At 63.7% G+C, this 26,406-nt stretch carries 25 protein-coding genes and 2 pseudogenes; 13 read left to right on the forward strand and 14 right to left on the reverse strand.

The genetic code is table 11. The features are described from left to right. Positions 1-193: 193 nt before the first annotated feature. A pseudogene (locus A9K68_RS12235) lies at positions 194-1,444 on the reverse strand (ROK family protein); the annotation flags it as partial. Between A9K68_RS12235 and A9K68_RS12240 the strand changes: the two are divergent. After that, complete coding sequence (locus A9K68_RS12240) at positions 1,410-2,165, forward strand: ATP-binding cassette domain-containing protein (protein ID WP_065010936.1); 756 nt, start codon at positions 1,410-1,412, stop codon at positions 2,163-2,165. The pseudogene A9K68_RS12235 and the gene A9K68_RS12240 sit on opposite strands and share 35 nt — an antisense overlap. A gap of 629 nt (positions 2,166-2,794) precedes the next feature. Continuing rightward, positions 2,795-3,049 (forward strand): DUF768 domain-containing protein, encoded by a 255-nt coding sequence (locus tag A9K68_RS12245; protein ID WP_065010937.1) that lies wholly within the window; start codon positions 2,795-2,797, stop codon positions 3,047-3,049. Between the two features lie 90 nt (positions 3,050-3,139). Here the strand turns inward: A9K68_RS12245 and A9K68_RS12250 are convergent, their stop codons facing one another. From A9K68_RS12250 to A9K68_RS12260, 3 genes are all read right to left on the reverse strand, one after another. Beyond that, the gene (locus tag A9K68_RS12250; protein ID WP_065010785.1) at positions 3,140-4,270 is read right to left on the reverse strand and encodes a P1 family peptidase; all 1,131 of its coding nucleotides are present in this window, start codon (positions 4,268-4,270) and stop codon (positions 3,140-3,142) included. 40 nt (positions 4,271-4,310) lie between these two features. Then, positions 4,311-5,876, reverse strand: a complete 1,566-nt coding sequence (gene xseA / locus A9K68_RS12255; RefSeq protein WP_065010786.1) for an exodeoxyribonuclease VII large subunit — start codon at positions 5,874-5,876, stop codon at positions 4,311-4,313. A gap of 73 nt (positions 5,877-5,949) precedes the next feature. Then, positions 5,950-6,906 (reverse strand): LysR substrate-binding domain-containing protein, encoded by a 957-nt coding sequence (locus A9K68_RS12260; RefSeq protein WP_065010787.1) that lies wholly within the window; start codon positions 6,904-6,906, stop codon positions 5,950-5,952. A gap of 174 nt (positions 6,907-7,080) precedes the next feature. Here A9K68_RS12260 and A9K68_RS12265 point away from each other — a divergent pair, with 174 nt between their 5' ends. Next, positions 7,081-7,371, forward strand: a complete 291-nt coding sequence (locus A9K68_RS12265; protein ID WP_065010938.1) for a DUF1127 domain-containing protein — start codon at positions 7,081-7,083, stop codon at positions 7,369-7,371. A gap of 183 nt (positions 7,372-7,554) precedes the next feature. Here the strand turns inward: A9K68_RS12265 and A9K68_RS12270 are convergent, their stop codons facing one another. The 4 genes from A9K68_RS12270 to A9K68_RS12285 form a co-directional block, all read right to left on the reverse strand. Continuing rightward, positions 7,555-8,466, reverse strand: a complete 912-nt coding sequence (locus A9K68_RS12270) for a DUF937 domain-containing protein (RefSeq protein WP_065010788.1) — start codon at positions 8,464-8,466, stop codon at positions 7,555-7,557. A 204-nt stretch (positions 8,467-8,670) separates the two neighbouring features. Continuing rightward, positions 8,671-10,044 carry a glutamate--cysteine ligase gene (locus tag A9K68_RS12275; RefSeq protein ID WP_065010789.1) on the reverse strand — a complete coding sequence of 458 codons (1,374 nt, stop codon included), beginning with the start codon at positions 10,042-10,044 and terminating at the stop codon, positions 8,671-8,673. Positions 10,045-10,206: 162 nt separating this feature from the next. Further along, positions 10,207-10,941 (reverse strand): 16S rRNA (uracil(1498)-N(3))-methyltransferase, encoded by a 735-nt coding sequence (locus A9K68_RS12280; RefSeq protein WP_065010790.1) that lies wholly within the window; start codon positions 10,939-10,941, stop codon positions 10,207-10,209. Positions 10,942-10,972: 31 nt separating this feature from the next. Further along, entirely contained in the window at positions 10,973-11,620 is a 648-nt protein-coding gene (locus A9K68_RS12285; RefSeq protein WP_065010791.1) for a hypothetical protein, read from the reverse strand. Between the two features lie 87 nt (positions 11,621-11,707). Between A9K68_RS12285 and A9K68_RS12290 the strand changes: the two genes are divergently transcribed. Both A9K68_RS12290 and A9K68_RS32255 read left to right on the forward strand, forming a co-directional pair. Then, a complete protein-coding gene (locus A9K68_RS12290) occupies positions 11,708-12,406 on the forward strand; it encodes a type 1 glutamine amidotransferase (RefSeq protein WP_065010792.1) in 699 nt (232 codons plus the stop codon). Between the two features lie 282 nt (positions 12,407-12,688). After that, positions 12,689-12,820, forward strand: a complete 132-nt coding sequence (locus A9K68_RS32255; protein ID WP_258124092.1) for a hypothetical protein — start codon at positions 12,689-12,691, stop codon at positions 12,818-12,820. A 26-nt stretch (positions 12,821-12,846) separates the two neighbouring features. Here A9K68_RS32255 and A9K68_RS12295 read toward each other — a convergent pair whose 3' ends face one another. The 3 genes from A9K68_RS12295 to A9K68_RS12305 form a co-directional block, all read right to left on the reverse strand. Next, positions 12,847-13,620 carry a metallophosphoesterase gene (locus tag A9K68_RS12295; RefSeq protein WP_095519373.1) on the reverse strand — a complete coding sequence of 258 codons (774 nt, stop codon included), beginning with the start codon at positions 13,618-13,620 and terminating at the stop codon, positions 12,847-12,849. 35 nt (positions 13,621-13,655) lie between these two features. Beyond that, positions 13,656-14,792 carry an alpha-hydroxy acid oxidase gene (locus A9K68_RS12300; RefSeq protein ID WP_065010793.1) on the reverse strand — a complete coding sequence of 379 codons (1,137 nt, stop codon included), beginning with the start codon at positions 14,790-14,792 and terminating at the stop codon, positions 13,656-13,658. Between the two features lie 298 nt (positions 14,793-15,090). Continuing rightward, positions 15,091-15,894, reverse strand: a complete 804-nt coding sequence (locus tag A9K68_RS12305) for an FCD domain-containing protein (protein ID WP_065010794.1) — start codon at positions 15,892-15,894, stop codon at positions 15,091-15,093. Between the two features lie 251 nt (positions 15,895-16,145). On the opposite strand from A9K68_RS12305, the pseudogene A9K68_RS12310 reads away from it, so the two are divergent. From A9K68_RS12310 to A9K68_RS12340, 7 genes and pseudogenes are all read left to right on the forward strand, one after another. Next, positions 16,146-17,413 (forward strand): annotated as a pseudogene (locus A9K68_RS12310) (DUF3422 family protein). A 177-nt stretch (positions 17,414-17,590) separates the two neighbouring features. Beyond that, positions 17,591-19,087 (forward strand): FAD-linked oxidase C-terminal domain-containing protein, encoded by a 1,497-nt coding sequence (locus A9K68_RS12315; RefSeq protein WP_065010795.1) that lies wholly within the window; start codon positions 17,591-17,593, stop codon positions 19,085-19,087. A gap of 64 nt (positions 19,088-19,151) precedes the next feature. Beyond that, entirely contained in the window at positions 19,152-20,408 is a 1,257-nt protein-coding gene (locus A9K68_RS12320; protein WP_065010796.1) for an FAD-binding protein, read from the forward strand. Continuing rightward, positions 20,405-20,806: a DUF4870 domain-containing protein gene (locus A9K68_RS12325; protein ID WP_065010797.1), complete on the forward strand. Its 402-nt coding sequence runs from the start codon at positions 20,405-20,407 to the stop codon at positions 20,804-20,806. Before A9K68_RS12320 ends, A9K68_RS12325 begins: the two co-directional genes overlap by 4 nt. A gap of 9 nt (positions 20,807-20,815) precedes the next feature. Then, positions 20,816-22,117, forward strand: a complete 1,302-nt coding sequence (gene glcF, locus A9K68_RS12330; RefSeq protein ID WP_065010798.1) for a glycolate oxidase subunit GlcF — start codon at positions 20,816-20,818, stop codon at positions 22,115-22,117. Between the two features lie 31 nt (positions 22,118-22,148). After that, positions 22,149-22,718: a hypothetical protein gene (locus A9K68_RS12335; protein ID WP_065010799.1), complete on the forward strand. Its 570-nt coding sequence runs from the start codon at positions 22,149-22,151 to the stop codon at positions 22,716-22,718. Next, positions 22,700-23,152: a DUF1963 domain-containing protein gene (locus A9K68_RS12340; RefSeq protein WP_156768490.1), complete on the forward strand. Its 453-nt coding sequence runs from the start codon at positions 22,700-22,702 to the stop codon at positions 23,150-23,152. Before A9K68_RS12335 ends, A9K68_RS12340 begins: the two co-directional genes overlap by 19 nt. A gap of 9 nt (positions 23,153-23,161) precedes the next feature. Here the strand turns inward: A9K68_RS12340 and A9K68_RS12345 are convergent, their stop codons facing one another. Beyond that, positions 23,162-24,082, reverse strand: a complete 921-nt coding sequence (locus A9K68_RS12345) for a bifunctional 5,10-methylenetetrahydrofolate dehydrogenase/5,10-methenyltetrahydrofolate cyclohydrolase (RefSeq protein WP_065010800.1) — start codon at positions 24,080-24,082, stop codon at positions 23,162-23,164. A 272-nt stretch (positions 24,083-24,354) separates the two neighbouring features. Then, on the reverse strand, positions 24,355-25,101 hold the full coding sequence (locus A9K68_RS12350) for a L,D-transpeptidase (protein WP_065010801.1): 747 nt from the start codon (positions 25,099-25,101) through the stop codon (positions 24,355-24,357). Positions 25,102-25,312: 211 nt separating this feature from the next. On the opposite strand from A9K68_RS12350, the gene A9K68_RS12355 reads away from it, so the two are divergent. Further along, complete coding sequence (locus A9K68_RS12355; RefSeq protein WP_065010802.1) at positions 25,313-25,948, forward strand: DNA-3-methyladenine glycosylase I; 636 nt, start codon at positions 25,313-25,315, stop codon at positions 25,946-25,948. Between the two features lie 51 nt (positions 25,949-25,999). Here A9K68_RS12355 and A9K68_RS12360 read toward each other — a convergent pair whose 3' ends face one another. Further along, positions 26,000-26,251: a hypothetical protein gene (locus A9K68_RS12360; protein WP_065010803.1), complete on the reverse strand. Its 252-nt coding sequence runs from the start codon at positions 26,249-26,251 to the stop codon at positions 26,000-26,002. Positions 26,252-26,406 lie beyond the last annotated feature (155 nt).

Raw genomic sequence — 26,406 nt, forward strand, 5'->3', positions numbered from 1 at the left:
TTCTTGTTCCACTGGCAGGGCGCGAATCCGCTTACACAAACGCGCGCCCGCTCAAGGCGGCAAGCCATCCTGACAGGTATTTCGGGAACGATTGTCGAGACGGGGCGGGCAGGCACCGGGGTAACATAAAGGCAAAAAAGCCAATCAACGGCTGCACTCGGATTGTGGATCCGGAGGTAGGCGGCCGCGCTGCCTATGTGTCAGCCGCTATCGTCGCCTGCAACCATTGTGTGATGGCATCGAAAGCGATCGGTTTGGTCGTGGCGACGTCAAACAGCGGTCCGCGCCGCAGCGGCTCGGCGCGCTTGGCCAGTTCTATCAGTTCGGGGATGTAGGCCGCTCCCGGATGGCCGGCGGGACGCTGGTCGAGCCGTGCGCGATAGCGCTCGGCAAGAACCTCGCCGGGAGCATGACACCAGATTTCGGCGGTCTGCTCGACGCCGGCCCTTCGCAGGTGATCCTCGAGCACCTGGCGCGGCTGGAAGCCGAACCAGGCGTCGACGACAAATATGGTGCCAGACGGAGCCTCGCCGACGACCGACCAGATGGCTTGGTAACTGGCGCGGCCGAGCGTCCGGTTGAATTCGCGATCACCGCCGCCGAGCACTTCGAGGAACGGGTTCTTGATGGTATCGAGCGCGAGCAATGGCCAACCCATGCGCTCGGCGATGCCGCGCGAGACGGTGCTTTTGCCGCTGGCGGGGATGCCGTTAACGAGCACGGCGCGCCGGCTGGGCACGGCGCGCCTGGCGGGCACACCACGCCGGCCGGGGTTGAGCCGGGCAGATGGCAAGGACACGGGCGCGACTGCCGCCTTCGTCGCGAGCGCTTGCACACCGGCGCCGATGACGCCTGCGTCGTCGCCCAGTTGCGCGGATTCCACCGGGCATTGGTACCACGGAGCCAAGGCGGGAGCCCTGGCAAGCGCCCGGTGGGCCGCCAGGCCAAGTCCGCCGCCGAGCAGGACCAGGTCAGGGGCGAACATGGCCACGGTCGTATCGATTGCCGCACGCAGCGGCCCGGCCCAGGCTTCCAGTATGCCGCGCGCCAGCGCGTCGCCGCCCGCATCCCGGCCAAAAAGCTGATCGACCGAAACATCCGGACCGAGGCCTGCCCGCGCGATGTGACGGCCAAGCGCTGTGCCTGAGCTGGTGGTTTCAACGCAGCCGCGCCGGCCGCAGACGCACGCTTCGCCTGACATGTCGACGGTGATGTGGCCGAGCTGCCCCGCCGTCCCCTTGCCGCGGACGATCCGCCGGTCTTGGACCACGGCACCGCCAATGCCGGTCCCGATCGTGAACATGACGATGCTTTCATGGCCTCTGGCGGCACCGAGAGCCATTTCCGCGATCAGTGCCATGTTGTCCTTATCGACCAGGCGCAGCGCCGGTTCAGTGGAGCTCGCCAGGATGAATAGTTCCGAACAAACCACCCCACTTCTCGAAGTCCGACACCTTTCCAAGCATTTCGGTGCGGTGCAGGCGCTGAATGATTTCTCCATGGCCGTGCGGCCGGGCGAAGTGGTGGCGCTGGCGGGCGACAACGGCGCCGGCAAGACGACGCTGATCAAGGCGATATCGGGCGTCTTTCAGCCGACCGGCGGTGAAATTCTGCTGAGAGGGCAGCCGGTGACGTTCGCGACGCCTCAGGAGGCGCGCGAAAAAGGCATCGAGACCATTTACCAGGATCTCGCTCTCGCCGACAATTTGTCCATTGGCGCCAATATCTTTCTCGGCCGTGAACCCATGCGCAAGGCCTTCGGTTTCCTGCCGGTGCTCGATCGCAAGGCCATGGCCGTCGCCGCCAAGCAGACCATGGGACGGCTGGACTTCCATGTCAGCCGGCTCGACGCCCCGGTCAGCAATTTCTCCGGCGGTCAACGGCAGGCTGTAGCCATCGGCCGGGCCGTCTATTGGGACGCGCAGATCCTGATCATGGACGAACGGACCGCGGCCCTCGGCGTACCGGAGCAGCGCAAGGTCATTTCGCTCATCCACCAACTCAAGGCACAACGGCGGGGCGTGATCTTCATCTCGCGCAATCTGCAGGATATTTTCGCCGTTTCCGACCGCATCGTCGTGCTGCGCCGCGGCGTTCAGGCTGGCGAGCGCAAGATCTCGGAAACCAACCATGACGAAGTCGTCAAGCTCATGGTTGGCGGATAAGCCGAACTTTTCGATTATTTGAAACAGCTCACTTGCCGAAGAAATCAGCCTCCCGGGCCGCCAGCAGGCAACTCTTTGGCGAGAAGCGACCCGCGGCAAGATCGCCGGCATAGGCTATCGCGCCTAGCTGCTCAGCACCTCGATGCGCTCGGTCGATTCCCGGTGAAGTATGCTCGCCCCGATGATGATGATACGCCATACAGATGCGCTCGGCGGAGCGGAAACAAGCAGGATGGCGAGCAGAGTCGACATTGCCTGAGGATGTCACTATATAGCGGCGGCTTTGGCCGCGTGCCCTAGGGGTGCGCAGCGAATGGCACCGCAAACGTGCCACGTATTGTGACACCAATTGTCATACAAATTGACTGGAATTCCGGAAAAAAGCAAGTAGAAACAATGGTTCGATCCGGGACATGATCCCAGCCAACGGTGCCAGTCTCCTCAGAAAATAGAATCGCCTCAACAATTAGAATGTGCTCCTTGAACCTTCGATTCACGTCAGCTCTGTGGAGCTTGGGCAAGATCGGCTTGCCGGACGGCGACGACTCGGTTGGAATGGGATCGTGCATCTTTTCGGGGATACCGGCGTTTATGAATACCAACCGGCGCAGCCGCCAGGGAACAGCAGCATGAGCGAACACGCGATCGAGTTCTTGCAAGGGTGGATCGGCGAAAAGGTCCACTGCCAGCCCTCGCTGGACAGGATCGAGGAGCAGGCCGAGACCCTCGCCAGGGAATGCGCCGCCAGGGCGGCTGAAGCCGGCATACCGCTGGAGGATATCCAGGAAGAGGTCGGCGACATTCAGGAGCTTATAGCGTCGAAGCTGGAAGAGGCGGCTGAGGCCGACCAGGACGAAAAGAATTCGGACAAGCCTGCCGAGTGACATGCCGACCCGGCGAAAGGCCGGGAAAGGCATCTGTTTACCAGGCTCAACCATTTCCAAGACCTGGGCGACGTGTGACACGCCACAGTGCTACTTTCCCTGACTTGCCCCGAAGTTGCCCTTGAGCCATGCCTTCGGCAGCGCCGGCACGAAATTGCCGTCGCGCCCGGTCATGTCGTCATTGGCGACCAGCGCATTGAGGATCGCCTCCTCCACGCTCTCGATCACGGCGTCGAAGAACGGATCGATGTCGGTATCCGGGATAAAATCGGCGCTGGCGATGCGGCCTGACGGCGCCAGCGCCGCCTCGCGGTTGGCGGTCGAAAAGGCCAGGAAAATATCGCCCGAGCTATGATAGCCGAACCCGCCGGTCATGGCGACGCCGAGCGGCGCCCGGCGGGCCAGCCGCTTCATCTGATGCGGCATGAACGGCGCATCGGTGGCGACGATCCCGATGATCGAACCTTTCTCGGCCCGCGGCGTGCTTTCGCGGATCGCCGGTTCTACGAGATCGGGCCCGGCACGCAGGCCGCGAATGGTGAAATTGCTCCGCTTGCCGAAATTCGCCTGCACCAACGCGCCGACCGTGTAGCGCCCGCCGTGCCATTCGACGAGGCGCGATGCCGTGCCGGAGCCCGCCTTGAAACCGAAGGCGATCATGCCGGTGCCGCCGCCGACGCTGCCTTCCTCGATCGATCCGCTGGTCGCGCCATCGAGCGCCGCGGCAACATGTTCGAACCTGAGATGGTGGCCGTTGATGTCGTTCAGGAATCCGTCATAGGTTTCGGCAGCCACCGGCAGGCCCCAGCCGCTGTCGAGCGCGGACGGCAGCACGCGCTGCATCCAGCGCAGCGTTGCGTCGCGTGAAACGCCGCAGGAATGCGTGTTGGTGATGGTGATCGGGAAATTGAACGCACCTGTCTCCTCGATGATGTGCGAGCCGGTCAATTCGCCATTGCCGTTCTGGCTGAAGATGCCGGCAAAGACCGGCGTGGCGAGATCGGCGCGCGGTCTCGGCAGGATAGCGGTCACGCCGGTGCGCACCGGTCCCTTGCCGACCACCAGCCTACCATCGCCCAAAATCAGCGTCGAATAACCGACCGCAACGCCAGCCACATCGGTGACGGCGTTGAACGGCCCAGGCGTGCCGTCAAAACTTATGCCGAAGGCTCGCGCGCGTGGCCTGCCGGAAGGCGTCGTCTGGTGATGATTGTCGGTCATGCGGGCTCAGAAATCATAGGCACTCAGAAATCATTGCCACTCAGAACAGGGAGCCTTGATTGCCACGCTCCTTGGCTTTGGCGGCCGGCTTAGCAGTTGTTTTCGGCCGCGCGGCACCGCTGGTCGCAACCGCATCGGCGGTCCCGTCGGCAAACTCCAGCGAAAGTGCCATACCCGGCACCACTTCCGCCGCTTGCTTGATCACCGCGCCGTCGGCGTCTTTCACCAAGGCGAAGCCACGCGCCAACACCGCCTTGTGCGACAGCGTGGCCAGCAGCCGGTCGGCCTGGGTCAATTTCCCGCGCAAGCGCTCGAGCCGTACGGAAATCACCCGGTCCTGTCGCCGCGACAGCGCCGCCAGGCCATCTGCCTGCAATTTCTGCCGCCTTGCGATCGGCGCCGGCGACAGCCGCGCCGCGGTGCGCGAAAACCGCGTTCGCCGCTCGCGCACGATGGCGAAGAACGCCGCTTGCGCGCGGCCAAGGTCGCGGCCGGCCAGCGTGCGGGCCTCGTTCATGCGTCGCGACAGGGTGGCCGGCGTCAGCCGCTGCGCCTGAAGCCTAGCTCGCTTGCGCTGGACGCTGACGGACAGCGCCCGGCCAAGCCGGCTGGTCGCCTCGTCTAACCGCCGGCGCGGCAATGCCAGCAACTGGTCGGGCGAGGGCAGCGCTCGGGCGGCGGCACGCGCCGCCTGGCGCTTGCGCTCGAAATTGCGCGACACCGCGGCCTTGAGCCGCGCGCCAAGGCTGGCAAGCGTCACTTCGAGGTCGGCGCGCACGGGCACGGCGATCTCAGCGGCACCCGTCGGTGTCGGCGCCCGCACATCCGCCGCCAGGTCGATCAACGTCCAGTCCGTTTCATGGCCGACGGCGGAGATCACCGGAATGCGCGAGGCGGCGACGGCGCGGGCCAGCGCCTCGTCATTGAACCCCCAAAGATCCTCGAGGCTGCCGCCACCGCGCGCCACGATCAGCAGGTCGGGCTGCGGAATGGCGCCATCCAGCGCCAGCGCGTTGAAGCCGTTGACGGCGGCGGTCACTTCGGCGCCGGCCGTTTCGCCCTGCACCCGCACCGGCCAGACCAGCACATGCAGCGGAAACCGGTCCTTGATCCGGTGGATGATGTCGCGGATGACAGAGCCTGTCGGCGAGGTGACGACGCCGATGACGCGCGGCATGAATGGCAGCAAGCGCTTGCGGCCGGCATCGAACAGGCCTTCGGCCTGCAGCCGGCGCTTGCGCTCGTCCAGCAGCGCCATCAGCGCTCCGGCGCCGGCCGGCTCCAGATTGTCGATGACGATCTGGTAGTTGGACTTTCCAGGATAGGTGGTGAGCCGGCCGGTGGCGATCACCTCCATGCCCTCTTCGGGGCGGAACTTCAGCCGGCTCATCGTGGTCTTCCAGACCACGGCGTCGAGCCGTGCGCGGTCGTCCTTCAGGCAGAAATAGGCGTGGCCGGAGGAATGCGGCCCGCGATAGCCTGATATTTCGCCGCGCACCCGCACATTGCCGAAGACGTCCTCGACCGTGCGCTTCAGCGCGCCGGAAATCTCGCTCACCGTGTATTCGGTGGCGTTGGTGCGTGATTCGGATACTGCGTCGCTCATTGGCCGATTGGGGGGCGGTTGTCCGTCCGCGTCAAGACGGGTGTGTCCGGTGCCGGCCAATTGCGGGGGTTTTTCACCAGCCCGGCGAGATCTGGTTCGGCTTGGTCCGCTTCGTCTTAGAGAAGGCAAATGCCGGGAAGTCGAAGCTTCCCGTATCTTCGCCGAGCGGCACGGAAATATTGTCGAGGCTTTCCGAAATGTGGCGGGCCAGCGCATCGACGATCTCCGGCCGCGACGTCTGGCCACGCATGATGCCGATGCGGCAATCGGGCAGGGCGCCGAACCCGTCGGCGTCGCCCAGAACCCGCATGCCGGGCCGCAGCGCGCATTCCGGCAGCACCGAGATCGCCAGGCCGGAAAGCACCGCGGCGGTGATGACGGTTGCCGAGAAGCTGGTGAACAGGATGCGGTAGTCGCGGTTCTGCCGGTCGAGCACGTCGACGGCGGCCCGCCGCCAGATGCAGTTCGGCCGGCCGAAAGCCATCGGCAATGTGTCCTGCTCATGTGTCGCGTGGTTGGCCGAAGTGACCCACAGCAGCGGTTCGCGCCGCACCACTTCCGACTGGCCGTGTGCGTCATTGTGCGTCACCAGCGCCAGATCGAGATTGCCGCGCTTGATATGATCGACCAGCCCCGGCGTCGGCTCGCAGATCACGGTCAGTTCGACACGTGGATTGGAACGGGCGAAGCGGGCCATGATCTCGGGCAGGAAACGATCGGCATAATCGTCCGGCGTGCCGATGCGGATCGTGCCTTCGAGCCGCCGGTCGTCGAAGGCGGCCAGCGTTTCCCGATTGAGGAACAGCAACCGTCTTGCGTAGGAGAGCAGCCTGTCGCCTTCCTCGGTCAGCCTGTTGGTGCGCCCGTCCTTTTCGAACAGCGGCTTGCCGATCCGTTCCTCCAGCCGGCGCATCTGCATGGACACCGCCGACTGGGTCCGATGCACCGCTTCCGCCGCGCGGGTGAAGCTGCCGGTGTCGACGATTGAGACGAAGGTCTGCAACTGATCGAGATCGAGTGGCGCTTTCATCGGTCCAATCCATCATTAGTGTTGATGCTAAAGATTAGAAACATTCGTTGGATTAATCAATCGAACGATGGCAAATTTACGACTGTCCACATGACGGCATGTGAATCGGGACCGGAACGGCCGCTGTTACCAGCGCCGATCACCTGTCTCGTCCTTTCGATGAAGGAGACTGACATGGCTACGTTTGATTTCGCCACCGAGACTTCGCGCATTACGTCGCGTCCGGCTATTGCGACGCGCGTAGTCGACACCATCTTCAACGTCTATCGCGCCTGGAAAAACCGCCGCGCCTTCTATCGCCTTGGCGAGATGTCGGACGCCGAACTCGCCGACATCGGCTTGACGCGCGCCGATCTCCACGTCGCCATCGAGGTGCCGTTCGGCCGCGATCCAACCGAGAGGCTTCGCATCATCGCGGCCGATCGCACAGACACGATAGAGGGTATTGCCCGCAAGGTGGCATGATGGCGTTGTTGCGTGCCCTTTCGCGTGCTTTGCGCGTCTAAAGGGCGCACGGCGCTTGGATTTCGCAGGCTCCCACTCCCTGCCGGTCCCCCGCCGGCCCGCCTGCACACTGCCCGGTTCTCACAAGGACCGGGCATTTTCTTTGATCAACGCTGAAGATCAGATGCCGGCAGACTCGTCGGGTTACCGGCGATCCATTCCTCGCTTGAACTGGTCGAAGATCGATTCGACGCCCTTCAGGTAATCGTCGCGCTGCTGCGCGCCCGTCTCGAACATCTTGCCGAACAAATCGTCGAACGGATTCCTTGGCCTGCCGCTCGGATTGGCCGGCGGCTGTGGCGCCGGGCGCTGCTGGGGCGCCTGACGCGGCTGCGGCTGAGGCTGCTGCGGCTGTTGCGAACCACCGCCGAACATATCCTGCAGCACCTTGCCGAGCGGATTGTCACCATACGGGTTCTGCGTTTGTTGGGGCTGCGGCTGGCTTTGCGGCTGTTGCGCGCCGCCGCCGAACATGTCCTGCAGCACCTTGCCGAGTGGGTTGTCCATCGGGCCGGGCGCCTGGCGCTGCTGTGGTGCCGGCGCTTGCGCGGCTCCGCCGGCCTGCCGCATCATCTGCTCGATAATCTCGCCGAGCGGATTGCTGCCGCCGCCGAATCCGCCTGCTGCCTGCATCTGATCTGTAGTCTGCTTGAACAGTCCGCCCATCATCATCGAAGCCACGGCCGGCAGCATCTGCTGCAAAACCTGCTGGCTGACACCGCTTGCCTGCGCAGCCTGGCTGGCAACGGCGCGGGACAGCTCTTTCGAGCCGAACAGATGGCCAAGAATGCCGTTGCCTTCATCGACGCCCTGCGGCGAGAAAGCCCGGCTTGCGTCCTCGAAATATTTGGCGTGCTGGCCGCTGGCCATTGCCGTCATGAATGCGCCGAGCCCGTAAGGATCGGACGTGTTGCGCTTCAGCCCCTGTGAAAAAGCCGGCAGCAGCGCCTCAACCGCCGATTGCGTTTGCTGCTGCGACAGCCCGAACTGTTGGGCCAGGGCCTGCATGCCGTGGCCGTTCTGAGCCTGCGCCAGAATGTCGAACAAGGAAGGCATTGGTTTTCTCCTCCGGGAAAATCCTCGCAGGAAAGCCTACCGCATCGGCCCGAAAATCGGAATCGATTTCGGAAAGCACGATGCGGTAGCTTAAAGAGAGTCAGAGCGTCCTTGCGCGTCCACCAGGGCGCGGCGCTCTAATTCGTTTCCATTACCAACTGAGGCGACTATTCCTGAGCTGTCGGCCAACCGGATAGCAAACTGCTAGTACGCATATTCCATGAACACCGGCTCGATCGAGCCGCCCCAGCGCGTATGATAGGCGGAGAGCAGCTCTTCGGCGCTTGTCGTGCCACGCGCGACCACTTCGTCCAGCGTGCTGAGGAACGACGTTTCATCATAGCCGTCGCGGTTCTTGCGGCCGCGGTTCTTCAGCCCCATGCGCGAGATGACAAGCACGTCGCGGGCGATCTCGCGCAGTGTCGTGTTGCGGAACGGCGCCGAAATGCCCTGTTCCGGCACGGCGTTGCGCATCGCCAGCACCTCTTCATAGCTCCAGCTCGAGGTCAGCGCCTCGGCCGCGTCGAGCGCCGCCGCGTCATAGAGCAGCCCGACCCACAAGGCCGGCAGCGCGCAGATGCGCCGCCACGGTCCGCCATCGGCGCCGCGCATTTCAAGGAAACGCTTCAATCGCACGTCGGGGAACAGCGTCGACAGATGGTTCGCCCAATCGCCCATCGTCGGCAGCCCGTCGGGTATCTCGTTGCGGGCCGCACCTGCCATGAACTGGCGGAAGGTGACGTGTGTCATGTCGTGGTACTGGCCGTCGCGGATGACGAAATACATCGGCACGTCGAGCGCCCATTCGACATAATCGGCGAAGCCGAAATCGGGCGAGAAGCAGAATTCGAGCAGGCCCGAGCGCTGGTTGTCGGTGTCGCGCCAGATGTCGCCGCGCCAGCTCTGAAATCCGTTGGGCCGGCCTTCGGTGAAGGGCGAGTTGGCGAACAGCGCCGTCGACAGTGGCTGCAGCTTCAGCGACACCTGCATCTTGCGGCGCATGTCGGCCTCGCTCTCAAAGTCGAGATTCACCTGGATGGTGCAGGTGCGGTACATCATGTCGAGTCCTTTGGTGCCGACCTTGGGCATGTAGCGCGTCATGATCTCGTAACGCGATTTCGGCATTTTCGGTGTGTCGGCCAGTGACCATTTCGGGCTGCCGCCGAGGCCGAGGAAGCGTATGCCCATCGGCTCGGCGATCTCGCGCACCTGCGCCAGATGCGCATTGCCTTCGCGGCAGGTCTGGTGGATCGTCTCCAGCGGCGCGCCGGACAGTTCGAACTGGCCGCCGGGCTCCAGCGAGATCGCGCCCTGGCCGGTCGGCTCGACCAGCCCGATAATGCGGCCGGCATCCATGATCGGATCCCAGCCGAGTTTTTCCTGCATGCCCTCGAGAATGGCGCGGATGCCGTGCTCGCCGCCATAGGGCACCGGCGCATTGCCGTCGACATAGAACGGGAATTTCTCGTGTTCGGTGCCGATGCGCCATTTGTCGCGCGGCTTGTTGCCTTCAGCCAGATGCTCGACAAGCTCGTCGACGCCTTCGATCGGCCGGAAATCGGTTGTGTCGCGCGCCATTACAAGTCCTCTGCAGGCGGTCGGACGACCGCCGGCGCTAGATGGACGAAATGTCAGTAGGCGATCAAGCGAAAAATCCTGAGCCACAGGGTAACTGGAATTGATTGACGCTGCTTCTTTCTTCTCCCGCAAGGGCCCCGCTGGGGGAGAAGGGGAGAATCTTCACCAATCCCCGACCGTCGCCTGTATCACCGCCAGTGCCGCCACCGCAGCCGTGTCGGCGCGCAGGATGCGCGGACCGAGCGGAATGGCGGTTACGAAAGGCAGCACCCTCAGCATCCTTCGTTCCTCGTCGGAAAACCCGCCCTCGGGCCCGACCAGCAGCCCGAACTTCTTCTCCCGCACCGCTTGCAGCGCGGGCAGGGGATTGTTGGTCGAGGCATCCTCGTCGCAGAAGATCAACCGCCGCTCCTTGTCCCAGCCGGCCAGCAGGCGCTCGAACTTTTCCGCTTCCCGCACCTCCGGAACCGCCAGGATGCCGCATTGTTCGGCGGCCTCGACGACATTGGCGCGCAGGCGTTCGATGCCGGGCTTCGCCACTTGCGTGTGCTGGGTGATGACCGGCTGCAGGACGCCGGCGCCCATCTCGACCGCCTTCTGCACCAGATAATCGAGCCGACCCTGCTTCAATGGCGCAAAGCAGTAGATGAGATTGGGCAGCGGCGGCTGCGGCCGCTGCAAGGCCAGCACCTTCAGCCGCACCGCTTTTTTGGATTTCGCGGCGATTGCCGCCGACCATTCGCCGTCTCGGCCGTTGAACAACAGGATTTCGGCGCCTTCGCCGAGCCGCAGCACATGCATCAGGTAATGACCCTGCTGCGGGCTCGCCTCGAACTCGGCTTCCGGTCCGAGGTCGTTCGGCACGAAAAGCCGCTGCATCTTGTAATTGGCGCGCATCGCCGAGGAATGGGCGAGCCAAACCTTGGCGTCAAGTCTCAGCCGAGGGATGCCAGACCGGTTCGTAGCCTTGCCGCAGCACGGAAACGGTGGTTGCCGGCGTGAGCAGGCGGATTGGACGGACGGCAAAACCACCGAACCCCACCGGATCGCCATAGCCTGCGAAGGACCAGCGAAGCGCCTTGCGGCCGCGCATCGCATAGGCGTTGCCCCCTTCCGCAATCATGGCGCCGTCCGGCAACCCGGCAAGCTCTTCGGCGGATACGACCGGTGCCCGCCCACCTGCCGCCAGCCGCTCCTTATGCAGCCGCTTATCAACCTGCGGTGCGCGCGGCTCCGCAATGCCGTAGGCCACGCCGAAGCGCTGGACGAAGTCGCCCGCCCGCTCGCGCCGGCAGAAGAAGCAAGGCCGATGCCCGGCCGAGAGCGCTGTGACCTCGTCCAGGAAAAACAGCTCGGTCCAGCCGGTCTTGCCACCGTTCCTGTTTCGGCCCATCGGCTCGCGCCGTACATCGCGGAATTCACAGACGCAGATGATCCAGGCCTGCAGTGCCCAGCGCTTTTTCAGCAGCGTCTTCGTTTCGGGGTCATGGATGATACCGCGATTGCCCATCAACCGGCCACGCTCCGGCACGGCGCGGAGAACGCCGAACGGGTCTACGCGGTTCTGCAGTGGCATAGCTTTCTCCCCGAATACGCATCTTGGCCGAAATGACGGCGGCATGATATCGCTCGACGCATCATTTTCATATCAGCAGGTTTTTCAATGCGGGTGCTGGTGGTCCAGAATTTCGACAGTGAGGGCCTTGGCCAGATCGGCGCAGCGCTAGTCGAGGCGGGCGCCGATATCGACCTGCGCCGGCCCTATTGTGGCGAGATGCTGCCGCAGGACAGCGATGCGCACGACGCCATGGTCGTGCTCGGCGGCGCCCAGAATGCGCTGGACGACGAGATTTGCCCGTATTTCCCTGAACTGCTCGACCTGACGCGCGATTTTGCGAACAAGGATCGCGCCGTGCTCGGTATCTGCCTTGGCAGCCAACTGGTCGCGCGCGCCTTCGGCGGCGAGAACCGGATCGGCGGCGCCTCGGAATTCGGCTGGCACAAGGTCTCGCTCACTCCGGCGGCGAAGGCCGATCCGGTGCTCGCCGCGCTGCCTGGAAATTTCCCCATCTTCGAATGGCACGACGACACTTTTGCCTTGCCTGAAGGTGCCGTGCGGCTCGCCGGCAACGAAGTAGCCGAGAACCAGGCGTTTCGCATGGGCCGCGCCGTCTATGGCTTTCAGTTCCATTTCGAGGCGGACCGGCCGATGGTCCGCGACTGGAGCTCATCCTTCGCATCCCTCATTGCCGAACGGCACCCGGACTGGAGCACTCGGCTCGACGACGAAATGGCCCATCACGGACCGGATGCCGATGCCGCCGGGCTGGCCATTGCCCGCGCCTGGGTGGCGACGATCTGACGGCTGTCGGTCCCGACGTTGCATATTTGGCACGTTGGCAAAAATCCGCTGTGGACAGCTTGTTTCGTCCTTGGCTTGTGGCCGCCCGCCACCCTAGAAGGCACGCGCTCTGCATCTTCCGTGCAACGCGATGAACCCTTTGTCTCACTCGCGCGACACATCGCCGATACAGAAACTGCCTAGAAGCGCGAAATCGTCGAATTTTGAGACCTATTTCCGTTTCAACCTATTGGTAACCCGCCTCGTGCACAGATGAAGAGAGCTCAACAAGAGATGACGTCCGTGAAAGCAGCGCTTCTGTCCTTTGTCATGTTGTCGGCCATAGTGTTGTGCGGCTTCGGCACTTATGCCGGCGACGCAGCCAACAACCACAACGCCGTCGATGGCTACGGCGTCACCGCCGCGCTTCGCTAAAACACAGACTTGAAGCGCCACGCGCTTTAGGCCCTCTCACCTGACACCACCAGGATACGCTTGTCCGCGCCGTCGACGACGAGCGCGCTGAGGTTTCCCGTCTGGTAGGCAAGCGTGTCGATATTGACGCGGTTGACCATCACCTCCGCCTCCGGAACCGGCGTGTGGCCATGCACCACGATCTTCGGATGCAGGCCGGAATGATTGTGGAAGACATCGCGGATCCAGATCAGATCCTGCGTGCTCTGACTTTCCAGCGCAATGCCTGGCCGGATGCCGGCATGGCAAAAGAAGAAGTCGCCAAAGGTCAGTGAAAACGCTAGCGACTGCAGGAAGTCGACATGGCTTTTCGGCACGGCCTCGACCAGCGCCGCATGGCCTTGCCGCAGTGCCGCCTCGGACCTGCCAAACCACGCACCGCCGCCTTCATTGAGCACCACGCCATAGGACTGCGCGGTCTGGATGCCGCCATAGCGCATGAAAAGCCCGTCCGCATCGGGTGCATCGAGGAAGTCGAGGAAGCCGATGTCGTGGTTGCCGGCGAGCATCAGGTGGCGCGGGTCGCGTTTTCGCACTTCGATCAGGAAATCGATGACGCCCTTGGAGTCCGGGCCGCGGTCCACATAGTCGCCGAGATGGATGACACGCCAGTCGGCCGGCCGCGCCTGGCGGATCTCGGCCGCAATCCGGCGGTACATGGCGACGAGCAGGTCGAGCCGGCCATGCACGTCGCCGACCGCATAGATGCGCATGCCTTCCGGTCCGCGCGCGTCGAGAAAGTGGATGCCGGGGGCAATCAATGCGTCCATCTCCGTGATCATGCCGTCACGGGAGTCTAACGCCGAAGCTGATCTTTGCCCATGTCGGTTACCAGACGCTTTCCGCACAGTGCCAGCGTAATGTCCATCTCCTTGCGGATGATTTCCAAGGCTTTGGTGACCCCATCCTTGCCGAGCGCGCCAAGGCCGTAAAGGAAAGGCCGGCCGATATAGGTGCCCTTGGCGCCAAGACACAGCGCCTTTAGCACGTCCTGGCCCGAGCGGATGCCGCCATCCATATGCACCTCGATCGTGTCACCGACAGCGTCGGCGATCTCTTCCAGCACCTCGATCGACGACGGCGCACCGTCGAGCTGGCGCCCGCCATGATTGGAGACGATGATCGCGTCGGCGCCGGTCTTGGCCGCCATCAGCGCGTCTTCCTTGTCGAGGATGCCTTTCAGGATCAGCTTGCCGCCCCAGCGTTCCTTGATCCAGGCAACGTCCTTCCACGACAGATGCGGATCGAATTGCTCCGTCGTCCATGAGGACAGCGAGGTGAGGTCGCCGACGCCCTTGGCGTGGCCGATGATGTTGCGGAAAGTCCGGCGCTGGGTACCGGCCATGCCGATGCACCAGCCCGGCCTGGTCGCCATTTGCCAGATGTGTTTCGGCGTGAAGCGCGGCGGCGCCGACAGCCCGTTGCGGATATCCTTATGGCGCTGGCCGAGGATCTGCAGATCGAGCGTCAGCACCAGCGCCGAGCATTTCGCCGCCTTCGCCCTGTCGATGAGATTGAGGACGAAATCCTTATCGCGAAGCACATAGAGCTGGAACCAGAACGGCTTCTTGGTCACTGATGCGACATCCTCGATCGAGCAGATGCTCATCGTCGAAAGCGTGAACGGCACGCCGAATTCCTCCGCCGCCTGCGCCGCCAGCATCTCGCCGTCGGGGTGCTGCATGCCGGTCATACCGGTCGGCGCCAGCGCCACCGGCATCGCCACCTTCTCGCCGATCATGGTCGATTCCAGCGAGCGGTTGCTCATGTCGACCAGCACGCGCTGGCGGAACTTGATCTTTTGGAAATCCTCCTCGTTGGCGCGGTAGGTGCTTTCGGTCCATCCACCTGAATCGGCATAGTCGAAGAACATCTTCGGCACGCGGCGGCGCGCCAGGTCCTTGAGATCGGCGATGGTGAGGATCATGCTCATGGGTTTTCCGCTGGTTGTTCGCTAATTCGTCGTTGATTTTCTTGGCCGGCGCTCAGAGGCTGTTTGGAAAGTCGCTCCGGCGAGTCATATGGTGGGGGTTTCGAGAACCGGAGCGGAGCGGACATTTGGGCTCCGTGAGCCCGCGCATGACCCCAATTGGAAAGATTTTCGGAAAGGATCATGCGCAAAATCAAAAGTGCTACAGCGTCCTTTGCGCGTCCAAAGGACGCGCGGCGCTGTAGGTAAGCGCAGAAAACGCCATCAGATGGCCGCCGCGGTAGAGTTTCCAAACAGTCTCTCACGAGCGTTTTCTTGCCGGCTCGCTGTCGCCGGCCTCTGAGCGCTGAATCAGCCTCAGCCGCGACACACGCTGCCAGTCGCCGCTGCGCTCGGCCTCGGCCATGGTGCGTTCGACATGGGTGATGTGGTCCATCGCCGCCTGCCGTGCGGCCGCCGGATCGCCGGCCTTGACCGCCACGTAGATCGCCCGGTGCTGCGAAAGCAGCGCTTCGCGCGCGCCGGGCACGTTGAACACCAAGAGCCGGTTCTGGAAGACGCCCTCCGACAGCAGCCGGTAGCACGAGCGCAGCGTGTGCAGGAGGATGATGTTGTGCGCGCATTCGCAGATTGCGTGGTGGAACTCGACGTCGATTTCCGCCTCGTCGTCGAAATTGCCGGTCCGGTGCGCCTCGTCCATGCGCGCCATGATGCGGTCGAGCAACGCCAGATCGTCCGATGTTGCGCGCCGCGCCGCGTACTCGGCCGCCACCGCTTCGATCTCGCGGCGGTATTCCAGATAGTCGGTCGCCGCCTTGCGGTGCATGGAGATCAGGTCCGTCACCGGCTTGGTGAACAGCTGCCCGATGACGTCGGCGACATGGCTGCCGCCGCCGGGCCGCGTCGTCAAAAGCCCGCGCCCCTCCAGCGCCTTCAGCGCATCGCGCAGGATCGGCCGCGACACCTCGAACTGCCGTGCCAGCTCGCGCTCGCCCGGCAGCCTGTCGCCGGTGCGCAGAACGCCTTCGAGGATCAGACTCTCGATCTGCTGCACCACCTCGTCGGCGGTGCGGGGATGCTCGATCCGGGAGAAAATATCGCTCAACGGGGATGGCCTGGGGTTGAACCGGTGTCGCGCAGGATAAAGCCAGTGTCACCAACTGGTCAAATTATTTATCCACTTCGTCGGTTTGGCCGGGTCCAACGTCGTCGCGGTATATCGATTTCGGCTAACTTGTCGTTTGCGTCCCCCGGCAATTGGCTCTAGAGGGACGCGATTGCACCAGGCCCGGGGGACCAGCCGTGGCAGATGACCGGTCCAATCTCAAATTTCAGCCGCGCGTCGAGGGCAGCGTCATGGGCTTTCCCGCGCATCAGGGACGGCCTGGCGCGCTCGGCGAGGTTCACGCCCGTCCGCATCCGCTGGTCGAGAAACCGCGCGTGCTGGTGCAGCTTTCCTTCATGACCGAAGCTGGGTCCGGCGTCGACCAGGCCGTGCTTTCCGAATTGTCGCGGCGGCTCGGCATCGCCGCGCCTGACCCTCATGCCCGCCACCACGCGATGAAGTGGGGCAAGGGCTCGCTGCGCTGGGAACGGCACACGGAATTCTCCACTATCTGTGGGAAGGGCCGCTCTCCGAGAGCGGCCAGCGCCACGACGAGTCGCCTTTCGGCAACGGCTTTTCGCCGCCGGGAACGGTGATTTCCGGCATCAGGCTCGAAATCCGCAAATGGACGCAGGCGAGCGAAGAGCTGATCGCCAGCTTCGACCCAACCAGCCTGTGCTATTCGCTGGTCGAGCGCGGCAACGCCGCCATCGTCACCGATTTCCGCCAGGACGGTGACGGCATGACCCGCATGCTGGTGCTCGACCGCGGCCTGACGCCGGCACGCACCGGCGCGCTGGCGCAGCGGCTGATCGATATCGAAACCTACCGCACGCTGGCCATGCTTGGCCTGCCGCTGGCGCTGATGCAGTCCGGTCGCGCGCGCCGCATCGAAGACAGGCTGGCGCAGACCACACTGGAAATGAAAGTCGCCGAAACCCGCGACAGTCAGACGCTGCTTGCCGACCTGACCGAGCTTGCCGCCGAGCTGGAGGCCGATGCAGCCTCCAGCCTCTATCGCTTCGGCGCCAGCCGCGCCTATGACGGCATCGTCCGCGAACGGCTGGAGGCGCTGGAGGAGGAGGCGGTGCCCGGCTACGACACCTGGGGCGGGTTCCTGCAGCGTCGCGTCGCCCCCGCCATGCGCACCTGCCGTTCGGTCGAGGAGCGTCAGGCCAATCTGTCGACGAAGCTCACCCGCGCCACCACGCTGCTGCGCACCTGGGTCGACGTCGAAGTCGAGAAGCAGAACCGCGATCTGCTGGCGTCGATGAACAACCGCGCCCGCCTGCAACTGCGGCTGCAGCAGACGGTGGAAGGGCTCTCGGTGGCCGCCGTCTCCTACTACGTCGTCGGCCTCATCGGCTACGTCGCCAAGGGCGCCTCGATCTTCGGCCATGCCTTCGCGCCCGAGCTCGTCACCGCCGCCTCGGTGCCGCTCGCCATCCTGCTGGTCTGGTGGGGCGTGCGCCGTGTGCGCCGCTTGCACTCCGAACCCGCCAAGCAGGCGGGCGAGTAGGACCGGGTCACCGTCCCGGTCAAACAACCCACAAGGGAAGGATGAAATCTCAGCGGCAGATTGCCGCTGCGGAAGGCCGTGCCGGGTGTCGACTCTCGATTTCGGCCAAAGCAGGATTTGCAACAGGCGCCTGCCGCTGGTAAAAGATTTTTACCAGTCGATCGAAGGAGACTGTCGATGTCCGGCCTGCTGATGCCGAAGCCAGACGACGCCACGATGCGCCGGCGCGACGAGATCGTTGCCGATATGCGCATCATCGTGCCGGGCGAAGGCGTCGTCGACGCTGCCAATTCGATGCGTGCGTTCGAGAGCGACGGCCTCACCGCCTATCGGCAATTGCCGCTGGTCGTGGTGCTGCCCGAAACGGTGGCGCAGGTCTCGCGCGTGCTGAAATATTGCAACGACCGCAACATCCGCGTCGTGCCGCGCGGCTCCGGCACCTCGCTGTCCGGCGGCGCGCTGCCGCTCGAAGATGCCGTGCTGCTGGTGATGAGCAGGTTCAACCACATTCTCGAGATCGATTTTCCCAACCGCATCGTCGTCGCCCAGCCGGGCGTCACCAATCTCGGCATCACCACCGCCGTCGAGCAGGAGGGCTTTTACTACGCCCCCGATCCATCCTCCCAGATCGCCTGCTCGATCGGCGGCAATGTCGCGGAGAATTCCGGCGGCGTGCATTGCCTGAAGTACGGTCTTACCGCCAACAATGTGCTCGGTATCGAGATGGTGCTGATGAACGGCGAGGTGGTGCGGCTCGGCGGCAAGCATCTCGACGCGGAAGGCTACGACCTGCTCGGGGTCATGACCGGTTCCGAAGGGCTTCTCGGCGTCGTCACCGAGGTCACTGTGCGCATCCTGAAGAAGCCGGAGACGGCGCGCGCGCTGCTGATCGGCTTCCCGACCAGCGAGCAGGGTGGCCAATGCGTCGCCGACATCATCGGCGCCGGCATCATCCCGGGCGGCATGGAGATGATGGACCGCCCGGCGATCCACGCGGCTGAGGATTTCGTCCATGCCGGCTATCCCTTGGATGTCGAGGCGCTGCTGATCGTCGAGCTCGACGGGCCGGGCGTCGAGGTCGATCACCTGATCGGCCTTGTCGAAGCCATCGCCTATAGGAACGGCTCGACCACATGCCGCATCTCGCAGTCGGAGCAGGAGAGGCTGAGCTTCTGGGCCGGCCGCAAAGCTGCCTTTCCGGCGGTCGGCCGCATCTCGCCCGACTACTACTGCATGGACGGCACCATCCCGCGCAAGGAACTGCCGCGCGTGCTGCACGGGATGCGCGAACTGTCGGAGAAATACGGCCTCGGGGTCGCCAATGTCTTCCATGCCGGCGACGGCAACCTGCATCCGCTGATCCTTTATGACGCCAATGTGCCGGGCGAGCTCGACAAGGCGGAAAGTTTCGGCGCCGACATCCTGCGGCTCTGTGTCAAAGTCGGCGGCGTGCTGACCGGCGAGCACGGGGTGGGGGTGGAGAAGCGCGACCTGATGCCAGAAATGTTCAACCAGATCGACCTCGACCAGCAGATGCGGGTCAAATGCGCTTTCGATCCCAACCATCTGCTCAACCCGGGCAAGGTGTTTCCCCAGTTGCGCCGCTGCGCCGAGCTCGGACGCATGCACGTGCATCGCGGGCAGACAGCGTTTCCGGACATTCCGAGGTTTTGATGATGGATCTCAGAATGGGGGTTCCTGGCCCCCGCGTTGCGGGAGCGAGGAACCAGAGATAGCCATGACCACCTTCACTCCCTCCACCGCAGCCGAAACCCTCTCCACCGTTGCCTGGGCCGCCGCCGAAGACTCGCCGCTCGAAATCCTCGGCCATGGTTCCAAGCGCGGTATCGGCCGTCCGCTGCAGACCGAGCATACGCTCGACCTGTCGAAACTGTCCGGGGTGACGCTCTACGAGCCGGCCGAACTGGTGCTGTCGGCCAAAGCCGGCACGCCGCTCGCCGACATCGAAAGCCTGCTTGCCGAAAACGGCCAGCAGCTGGCCTTCGAGCCGCTGGATTATGGCCCGCTGCTCGGCGGTGAGTTAGGGCGAGGCACGATCGGCGGCGTGCTGGCTGCGAACCTTTGCGGCCCGCGCCGGCTGAAGGCGGGGGCGGCGCGCGACCATATTCTCGGCGTAGCGGCGGTTTCCGGTCGCGGCGAGGCCTTCAAGTCCGGCGGCCGCGTCGTCAAGAACGTCACCGGCTACGACCTGTCGAAACTCATGGCCAACAGCTGGGGCACGCTTGCCGTCCTCACCGACGTCACCTTCAAGGTGCTGCCATCAGCCGAGACCGAAGTCACGCTCGCTCTGCGCGGCCTGCTCGACGATCATGCCGCCGCCGCCATGGCGCTGGCGCTCGGCTCCAGCGCCGAAGTGTCGAGTGCGGCCCATCTTCCCGAACGCGTCGCCGCGCGGGTCGCCGGCGGCAGCCTCGGCAATGCCGCGGCGACATTGCTGCGCGTCGAGGGGTTCGGCCCGTCGGTCGCCTACCGCATCGCCGCGCTGAAAGACCTGCTCGGAAATGCCGGCCCGCTCGAGGAGATTTCGGGCGATATCTCGCATACCGTCTGGCGCGACATCAGAGATTGCGCGCCGTTTGCCGACGGCCTGGAAAAGCCGGTGTGGCGCGTGTCGATGGCGCCGGCGCAAGGTCACCAGATGGTGCTGGCGCTGCGCATGCAGGCGGCGGCCGATGGCTTCTATGACTGGCAGGGCGGACTGATCTGGCTGCGCATGGAGCATGGCGATCCCGAAGCCGATCTTCTGCGCGGCCTGGTGAGACAGTATGGCGGCGGCCATGCGACGCTGGTGCGCGCGGCGCCTTCGCATCGCGCCGCTGTGCCGGTGTTTGAGCCGCAGGCGCCGCAACTGGCAGCGTTGTCGGCGCGGCTCAAAGCCGAATTCGATCCTAAGAATATCCTCAATCCCGGCCGTATGGCGCCGGCTGCAAGCTCTGCTACTCTTGGCACGGCAACCGAGGGAGCAGCATTATGAGCGACGTCAATCCAGGCCCTACCGATTCAGGTAAACCCGCGCCGCGCCAGACCGACCGCTGGCTGGAGCCGGGTTCGACCAACGCGCTGGTCATCTACATCCTCTATCTCGCCAGCCTCGTCATCGGCGTCACCGGTATTGTCGGCATCGTGCTGGCCTATATCAACCGCGGCAAAGCAGGCGGCTTCGTCGAGAGCCACTATACATTCCTGATCCGCACCTTCTGGATCGGTCTGCTTTATGCGCTGATCTCGGTTGTGCTGATGATGGTGGCGATAGGCGTCGTGCTGATGTTCGCCGTCGCAGTCTGGTTCATTGCCCGCTGCATTCTCGGCCTGCAGGCGCTGCAGCGCGGCGAGCCGGTCAAAGACCCGGAAAGCTGGTTCTTGGGATTATAGGATTTTTGCGTGCAGACCAATTTTTCGCTTGCCCAGCTTGCCGATCCGCATGTCGCGGAATCGGAGAAGATCCTGCGCAAATGCGTGCATTGCGGCTTCTGCACGGCCACCTGCCCGACCTATGTGACGCTTGGCAACGAGTTGGATTCGCCGCGCGGGCGGATCTACCTGATCAAGGACATGCTGGAGAACGGTCGCCCCGCTGACAAGCAGATCGTCACCCATATCGACCGCTGCCTGTCCTGCCTCGCCTGCATGACAACCTGCCCGTCGGGCGTCAATTACATGCATCTGGTCGACCACGCCCGCGTCCATATCGAGGAGACCTACAGGCGCTCGCCGCTCGATCGGCTGATGCGCGCCATGCTGGCCTTTGTCCTGCCTTATCCCTCGCGCTTTCGCGCTGCGCTCAAGCTGGCGAGGCTCGCGCAGCCATTCGCCGGTCTGTTCGAAAAGATCCCGGCGCTGAAGCCGCTGGGCGCGATGCTCAAGCTTGCCCCGGCGTCGGTTCCTGCGGCCTCGCCAATGGCTTCGCCGGGCATCCATGCCGGGCCGGGCGCAGCAAAAAACGGCCGCGTCGCCATTCTCACCGGCTGCGCACAATCCGTGCTCGATCCCGGCATCAACGACACGACGATCGCGCTGCTGACGCGGTTGGGCGTCGAGGTCGTGGTTCCCGAGGGTGAGGGCTGCTGCGGCGCGCTGGTGCATCACATGGGCCGCGAGGGGGCAGCGCTTGCCTCGGCCAGGCGCAATGTCGACGCCTGGACGCGCGCCATCGATCAGGGAGGGCTGGATGCCATCGTCATCACCGCGTCGGGCTGTGGCACCACCATCAAGGACTACGGCTTCATGCTGCGCCTCGATCCGGCCTATGCCGACAAGGCGGCGCGCGTATCGGCGCTGGCCAAGGACATCACGGAATATCTGGTGGGTCTCGACCTGCCCGAGCCGGTGCGCAAGCCCGGCACCATCGTTGCCTATCACTCCGCCTGCTCGATGCAGCACGGCCAAAAAATCACCCGCCAGCCGAAGGAGCTTCTGGCCAAAGCCGGCTTCATCGTGCGCGAACCTCGCGAGGGGCATTTGTGCTGCGGCTCGGCCGGCACCTACAACATCCTGCAATCCGAGATTTCGGTTCAGCTGCGTGACCGCAAGGTCAGGAATATCGAGGCGACGGGTGCGGAAATCGTCGCCACCGGCAACATCGGCTGCATCACCCAGATCGCCTCTGCCGCCAAATTGCCGGTGGTGCACACGATAAAACTGCTCGACTGGGCCTATGGTGGCGAACCACCAAGAATGAGTTGATTGCGGCCCACCTACTAATGAGAGTGCAGAAGTGCTCGATTCAGAGTCCGAAGAGATTGAAACCATCGTACGGTTGCTATCGGACGGGTCGCGTACGACGATCCAGGCCCGCTATAGCGAATGCGAGACAATCATCGCTCTGCATCTCGAGGACGGGTCCGAATTCCTATTTGCGCTGATAAAGGCAGCAGTCGAAGCCAACGTTCACCGGACCAATCTGATTGACGACGTAATTTCGTTTCTCGACGACACGCACTTGGCCCGTCTGGCATTTTTCCTGCAAGGAGAAGTGAAACGGGGAATAGATGTCGAGGATCTGCTTGCTCACGTCGCCTTGCAGGCGCCGGAATTGTTGCCAGCCAGCACCTTGGGCGACATTCCCGATTTCGCAGACTGGCTGACGCATGACGATCCTCATTCGCCGCCCGCGTGCCATCACTTCATCTTTGAGGAGGGCGCTCCGAGCGACATGTCTTTCCGACGCATCGCAACCATCCCACCTGGCACCTGCCGGAGGCAGGACCGTCACTTGCAGTTGGCGGCGAGGGGATGGCCACCTGTCCGGCTTGCGGCAACAGGCTGGTGCATCTGGTCACCTTGAACGATCTTGGAGGGCAAAGAGGCGCATTTCCTCGGCTCCGCCTTGAAACTTGCGAGGGGTCTCTCGAGCCGACCTACTATTCCCATGACGCCACCGGGGTGCCGACACCGATCGCGCCGTTCCATTCCTCCGACGACTTCACGTCCGAACGAGCACCCAACGAGAGCATCGCCCGTCTGGCGCCGACGCCGCAGCGATGGCTCAGGCAGTCGTACGGGATAAGCAATTCAAGGCAAAACCTGTTTCGGCTTGGCGGGCTGCCCTCATGGATTCAGGGGCCTCAGTTTCCAGTCGTTCCCGGAACGGACCGGAAAATGAAATTTCTTCTTCAGTTCGATTCACTCGCCGGCTTCTGCTGGGGCAGCGGTGGGATGCTTTACGTCTTTTGGGATGAAGATAGCCGTATCACATGCCATCTGCCGCAATACACGTGACGCCACCAGCTACTCCGCCGCGAGCCTCTCCGCCGTCCCGTAGGTCGCCTGGTAGCGCGCGCGTTGCCGGCTGAGCGCTACCATTGTGTTGCGCAAAAGGATCGCCACGGTGATGGGGCCGACGCCGCCTGGCACCGGCGTGATCCATGACGCCACCTCCTTGACGCTCTCGGCGTCGACGTCGCCGACGATACGGCTCTCCCCGTCCGGTCCTGTCTCGGCATTGATGCCGATGTCGATGACGGCTGCACCCGGCTTCACCATGTCGGCCTTGATCAGCCGCGGCTTGCCGACCGCGACGAACAGCGCGTCGGCGCGGCGCGCATGAGCAGCCACCGAGCGCGTCATGTGATGGCAGACCGTCACGGTGGCGCCCTCGCTCATCAGCAGGAAAGCGATCGGCTTGCCGACGATCTCGGAGTGACCGACGATGACGACCTCGAGCCCCTTCAGATCGAGGCCGGTCTCCTTGAGCAGTTCGACCGAAGCGGCCGCCGTGCACGGTGCAAGGTCGAGCTGGTTGTAGACGATGTTGCCGATCGAGGCCGGGTGCATGCCCTCGACGTCCTTGAGCGGATGCACCGCCGCCTGAAGCGTCTTGATCGGGATATGCACCGGCACCGGCCGCTGGATGATGATACCGGTGACGCGCGGATCGGCATTGAGACCGTGGATCGCTGCTTCGAGTTCGCCGGCGGTGATGTCGGCGGCAAACCGTCTTTCCTCGAAACCGATGCCGGCCAATGCCGCCTTGGCGCGCTGGTTGCGCACATAGACGTCGACCGCAGCGGTGTCGCCGACGGTGATCGATATCAGTTTGGGCGGAAAACCTTCTGCGGTGGCGATCGCTGCATCCTCGCGCACCGAGGCGATGATGCGTTGGGCGACCGGGCCGCCTTTGAGATAGCGGCTGTCATCGGACAGGGGCATGTAGATTGGCCTTTGTCTGGGAACGTGGCAGCCGACATAGCAAAATAACGAGAAGAATGGCAGCGAGAATGCGAACCGCCATACCCCGGGCGCGACCTACCGGTCAAAGCTGACCCTGCCAGACGTGATCCTGTCGCCTCCTAGAAACAGAAAGGGCAGCGCGGTTTTGCCGCGCTGCCCTTTCGTGACTGGCCGCATCCCCACACGGCCCGTCCCCCGTATCCAATTACCAGAGTCTTCTGGACACACTCGGCAATAAAATCAACTGCAGATTACATCACCACAACCGTCGTGCCAACATCGACCCGCTCGTAGAGGTCGACGACGTCTTCGTTGCGCATGCGAATGCAGCCCGACGACACCGCGCCGCCGATCGTCCAGGGCTGGTTGGTGCCGTGGATGCGGTAGAGCGTCGAGCCGAGATAAAGCGCGCGCGCGCCGAGCGGATTCTCGACGCCGCCGGCGACATAGGTCGGCAGATAACGGCCTTTGGCGGCCTCACGCGAAATCATCACCGCCGGCGGCCGCCATTCGGGCCAGACCCTCTTCTGCGAGATCCTGTGCTTGCCGGCCCATTCGAAGCCCGGCTTGCCGGTGCCGACGCCATAGCGCCGCGCCTTGCTGTTGTTCTCGACCAGATAGAGGAAATTCTCCCTCGTATCGATGACGATCGTGCCCGGCTTCTCCGGACCGTCATAGACGACCTCCTGCGGCAGGTAGATCGGGTTGATTTGCGGGCGCGCGATAATGCGCTTCTTGGCCGGCGCCTGCATCGCCGCCGTGTGCAGCTGAGCCGGTTGCGCCTGCCGTTGAGAATGGCGCTGCGGCTTTTGCATCTCTTGCCGGTTCTGGCGGACGATGCCCGGCGCGCGGCCAAGCTGCAGCACCCAGGGCGCTGAAAGGTCGGGGCTAACCATCACCGGCGGCCTGTCGGCATAACGGTCATTGGCGCTGGAGGATGTAGCGGTAGTGGCCAGCACGGCTGCGGCGCCGAGCAGCGGGAACAAAAATGTCTTCATCGGAACGCACCTTGATCGTCGAACACGCCGGGCGCAAAAGCGTCCCCGGTTCGCGGACATTGGGCGCGGAGCAGCAACCGAAACATGAATCGGAATGCGTAAAATGCTCCATTGTCAGTAAAGCTTTCGGTGTGGTTACCGGCCGGTTCAGGAATCTGGTAAAGCCGCGGTAAAGGCAGCGCTGAGGCGCATTAACGAATGGAATTCCGCCATGGATGAGAAGACAGGCCTGCTCGCCGGACCCGATGGTATCGCGCGCTGCTTCTGGCACGGCAATCTGCCGGATTATTTGCACTACCACGATCATGAATGGGGCCGGCCGGTCACCGACGACCGCAAGCTGTTCGAAAAGATCTGCCTCGAAGGCTTTCAGTCGGGCCTGTCCTGGCTGACCATATTGCGTAAGCGCGAGAATTTTCGCGAGGCGTTCGCCGGCTTCGATGTCGACAAGATCGCCGCCTTTACCGACGAGGATATCGAGCGCCTGCTCGACAATGCCGGCATCATCCGCCACCGCGGCAAGATTGTCTCGACCATCAACAACGCTAAGCGTGCGCGTGAATTGGCCGACGAGGCCGGTTCGCTGGCGGCCTGGTTCTGGAAGTTCGAACCCGGCCCCGACGAACGGCCCGAAATCGTCGATCTCGCCCATCTGCGCGCCAACCCGACCACGGCGGTTTCCGTGCGGATTTCGAAAGAGCTGAAAAAACGCGGCTGGAGCTTTGTCGGCCCGACCACCGTCTACGCCTTCATGCAGGCGATGGGGCTGGTCAACGACCATCTCGAGGGCTGTGTCTGCCGCGAGCAGGTCGAGGCGGAGCGCAGGGCGTTCAAGCGGCCGAAGTAGCTTCCTTTTTGCCTTCTCCCACACAGGGGAGAAGGCAGGGCGCTCAAAAACTCAAGCGCCGCTGGCGCCGGCCAGAAAAAGCCCGGCGACGATGGCCGCCACCGTGGCAAGGGCTGGGTAGATCACCAGCAGGCCGGTCACCAGCGCATCGCGCATGGTCGGTCCTGTACGCTCGTCCGCGGCAACCTCGAACGGTCCCGCCATTTGGGTTGCAGGCCTCAGTGCATGATGATCGGCTGGCCTCAGCCGGGGCAGCTCGCGGGCGCCGCTGTCGATGATGTCGAATTGCCGTGCCGTGGTCATGGCTCGAACCCCTTGTTTCGGCGCGCTTTATCGGCTGCGATTGTGTCGGCACGATGCCGCGCTCATGGCGGAATTGTTTCGTTTTGGCCCGGTGTGTTTCAGGAAAGGTGCAAACTCTTGCCGCTCCCGGCTGCATCGGTTAGGACACCCGCGCT

Origin of the sequence: Mesorhizobium sp. AA22, from assembly GCF_001672375.2 — a bacterium.
GTDB lineage: Bacteria > Pseudomonadota > Alphaproteobacteria > Rhizobiales > Rhizobiaceae > Mesorhizobium > Mesorhizobium wenxiniae.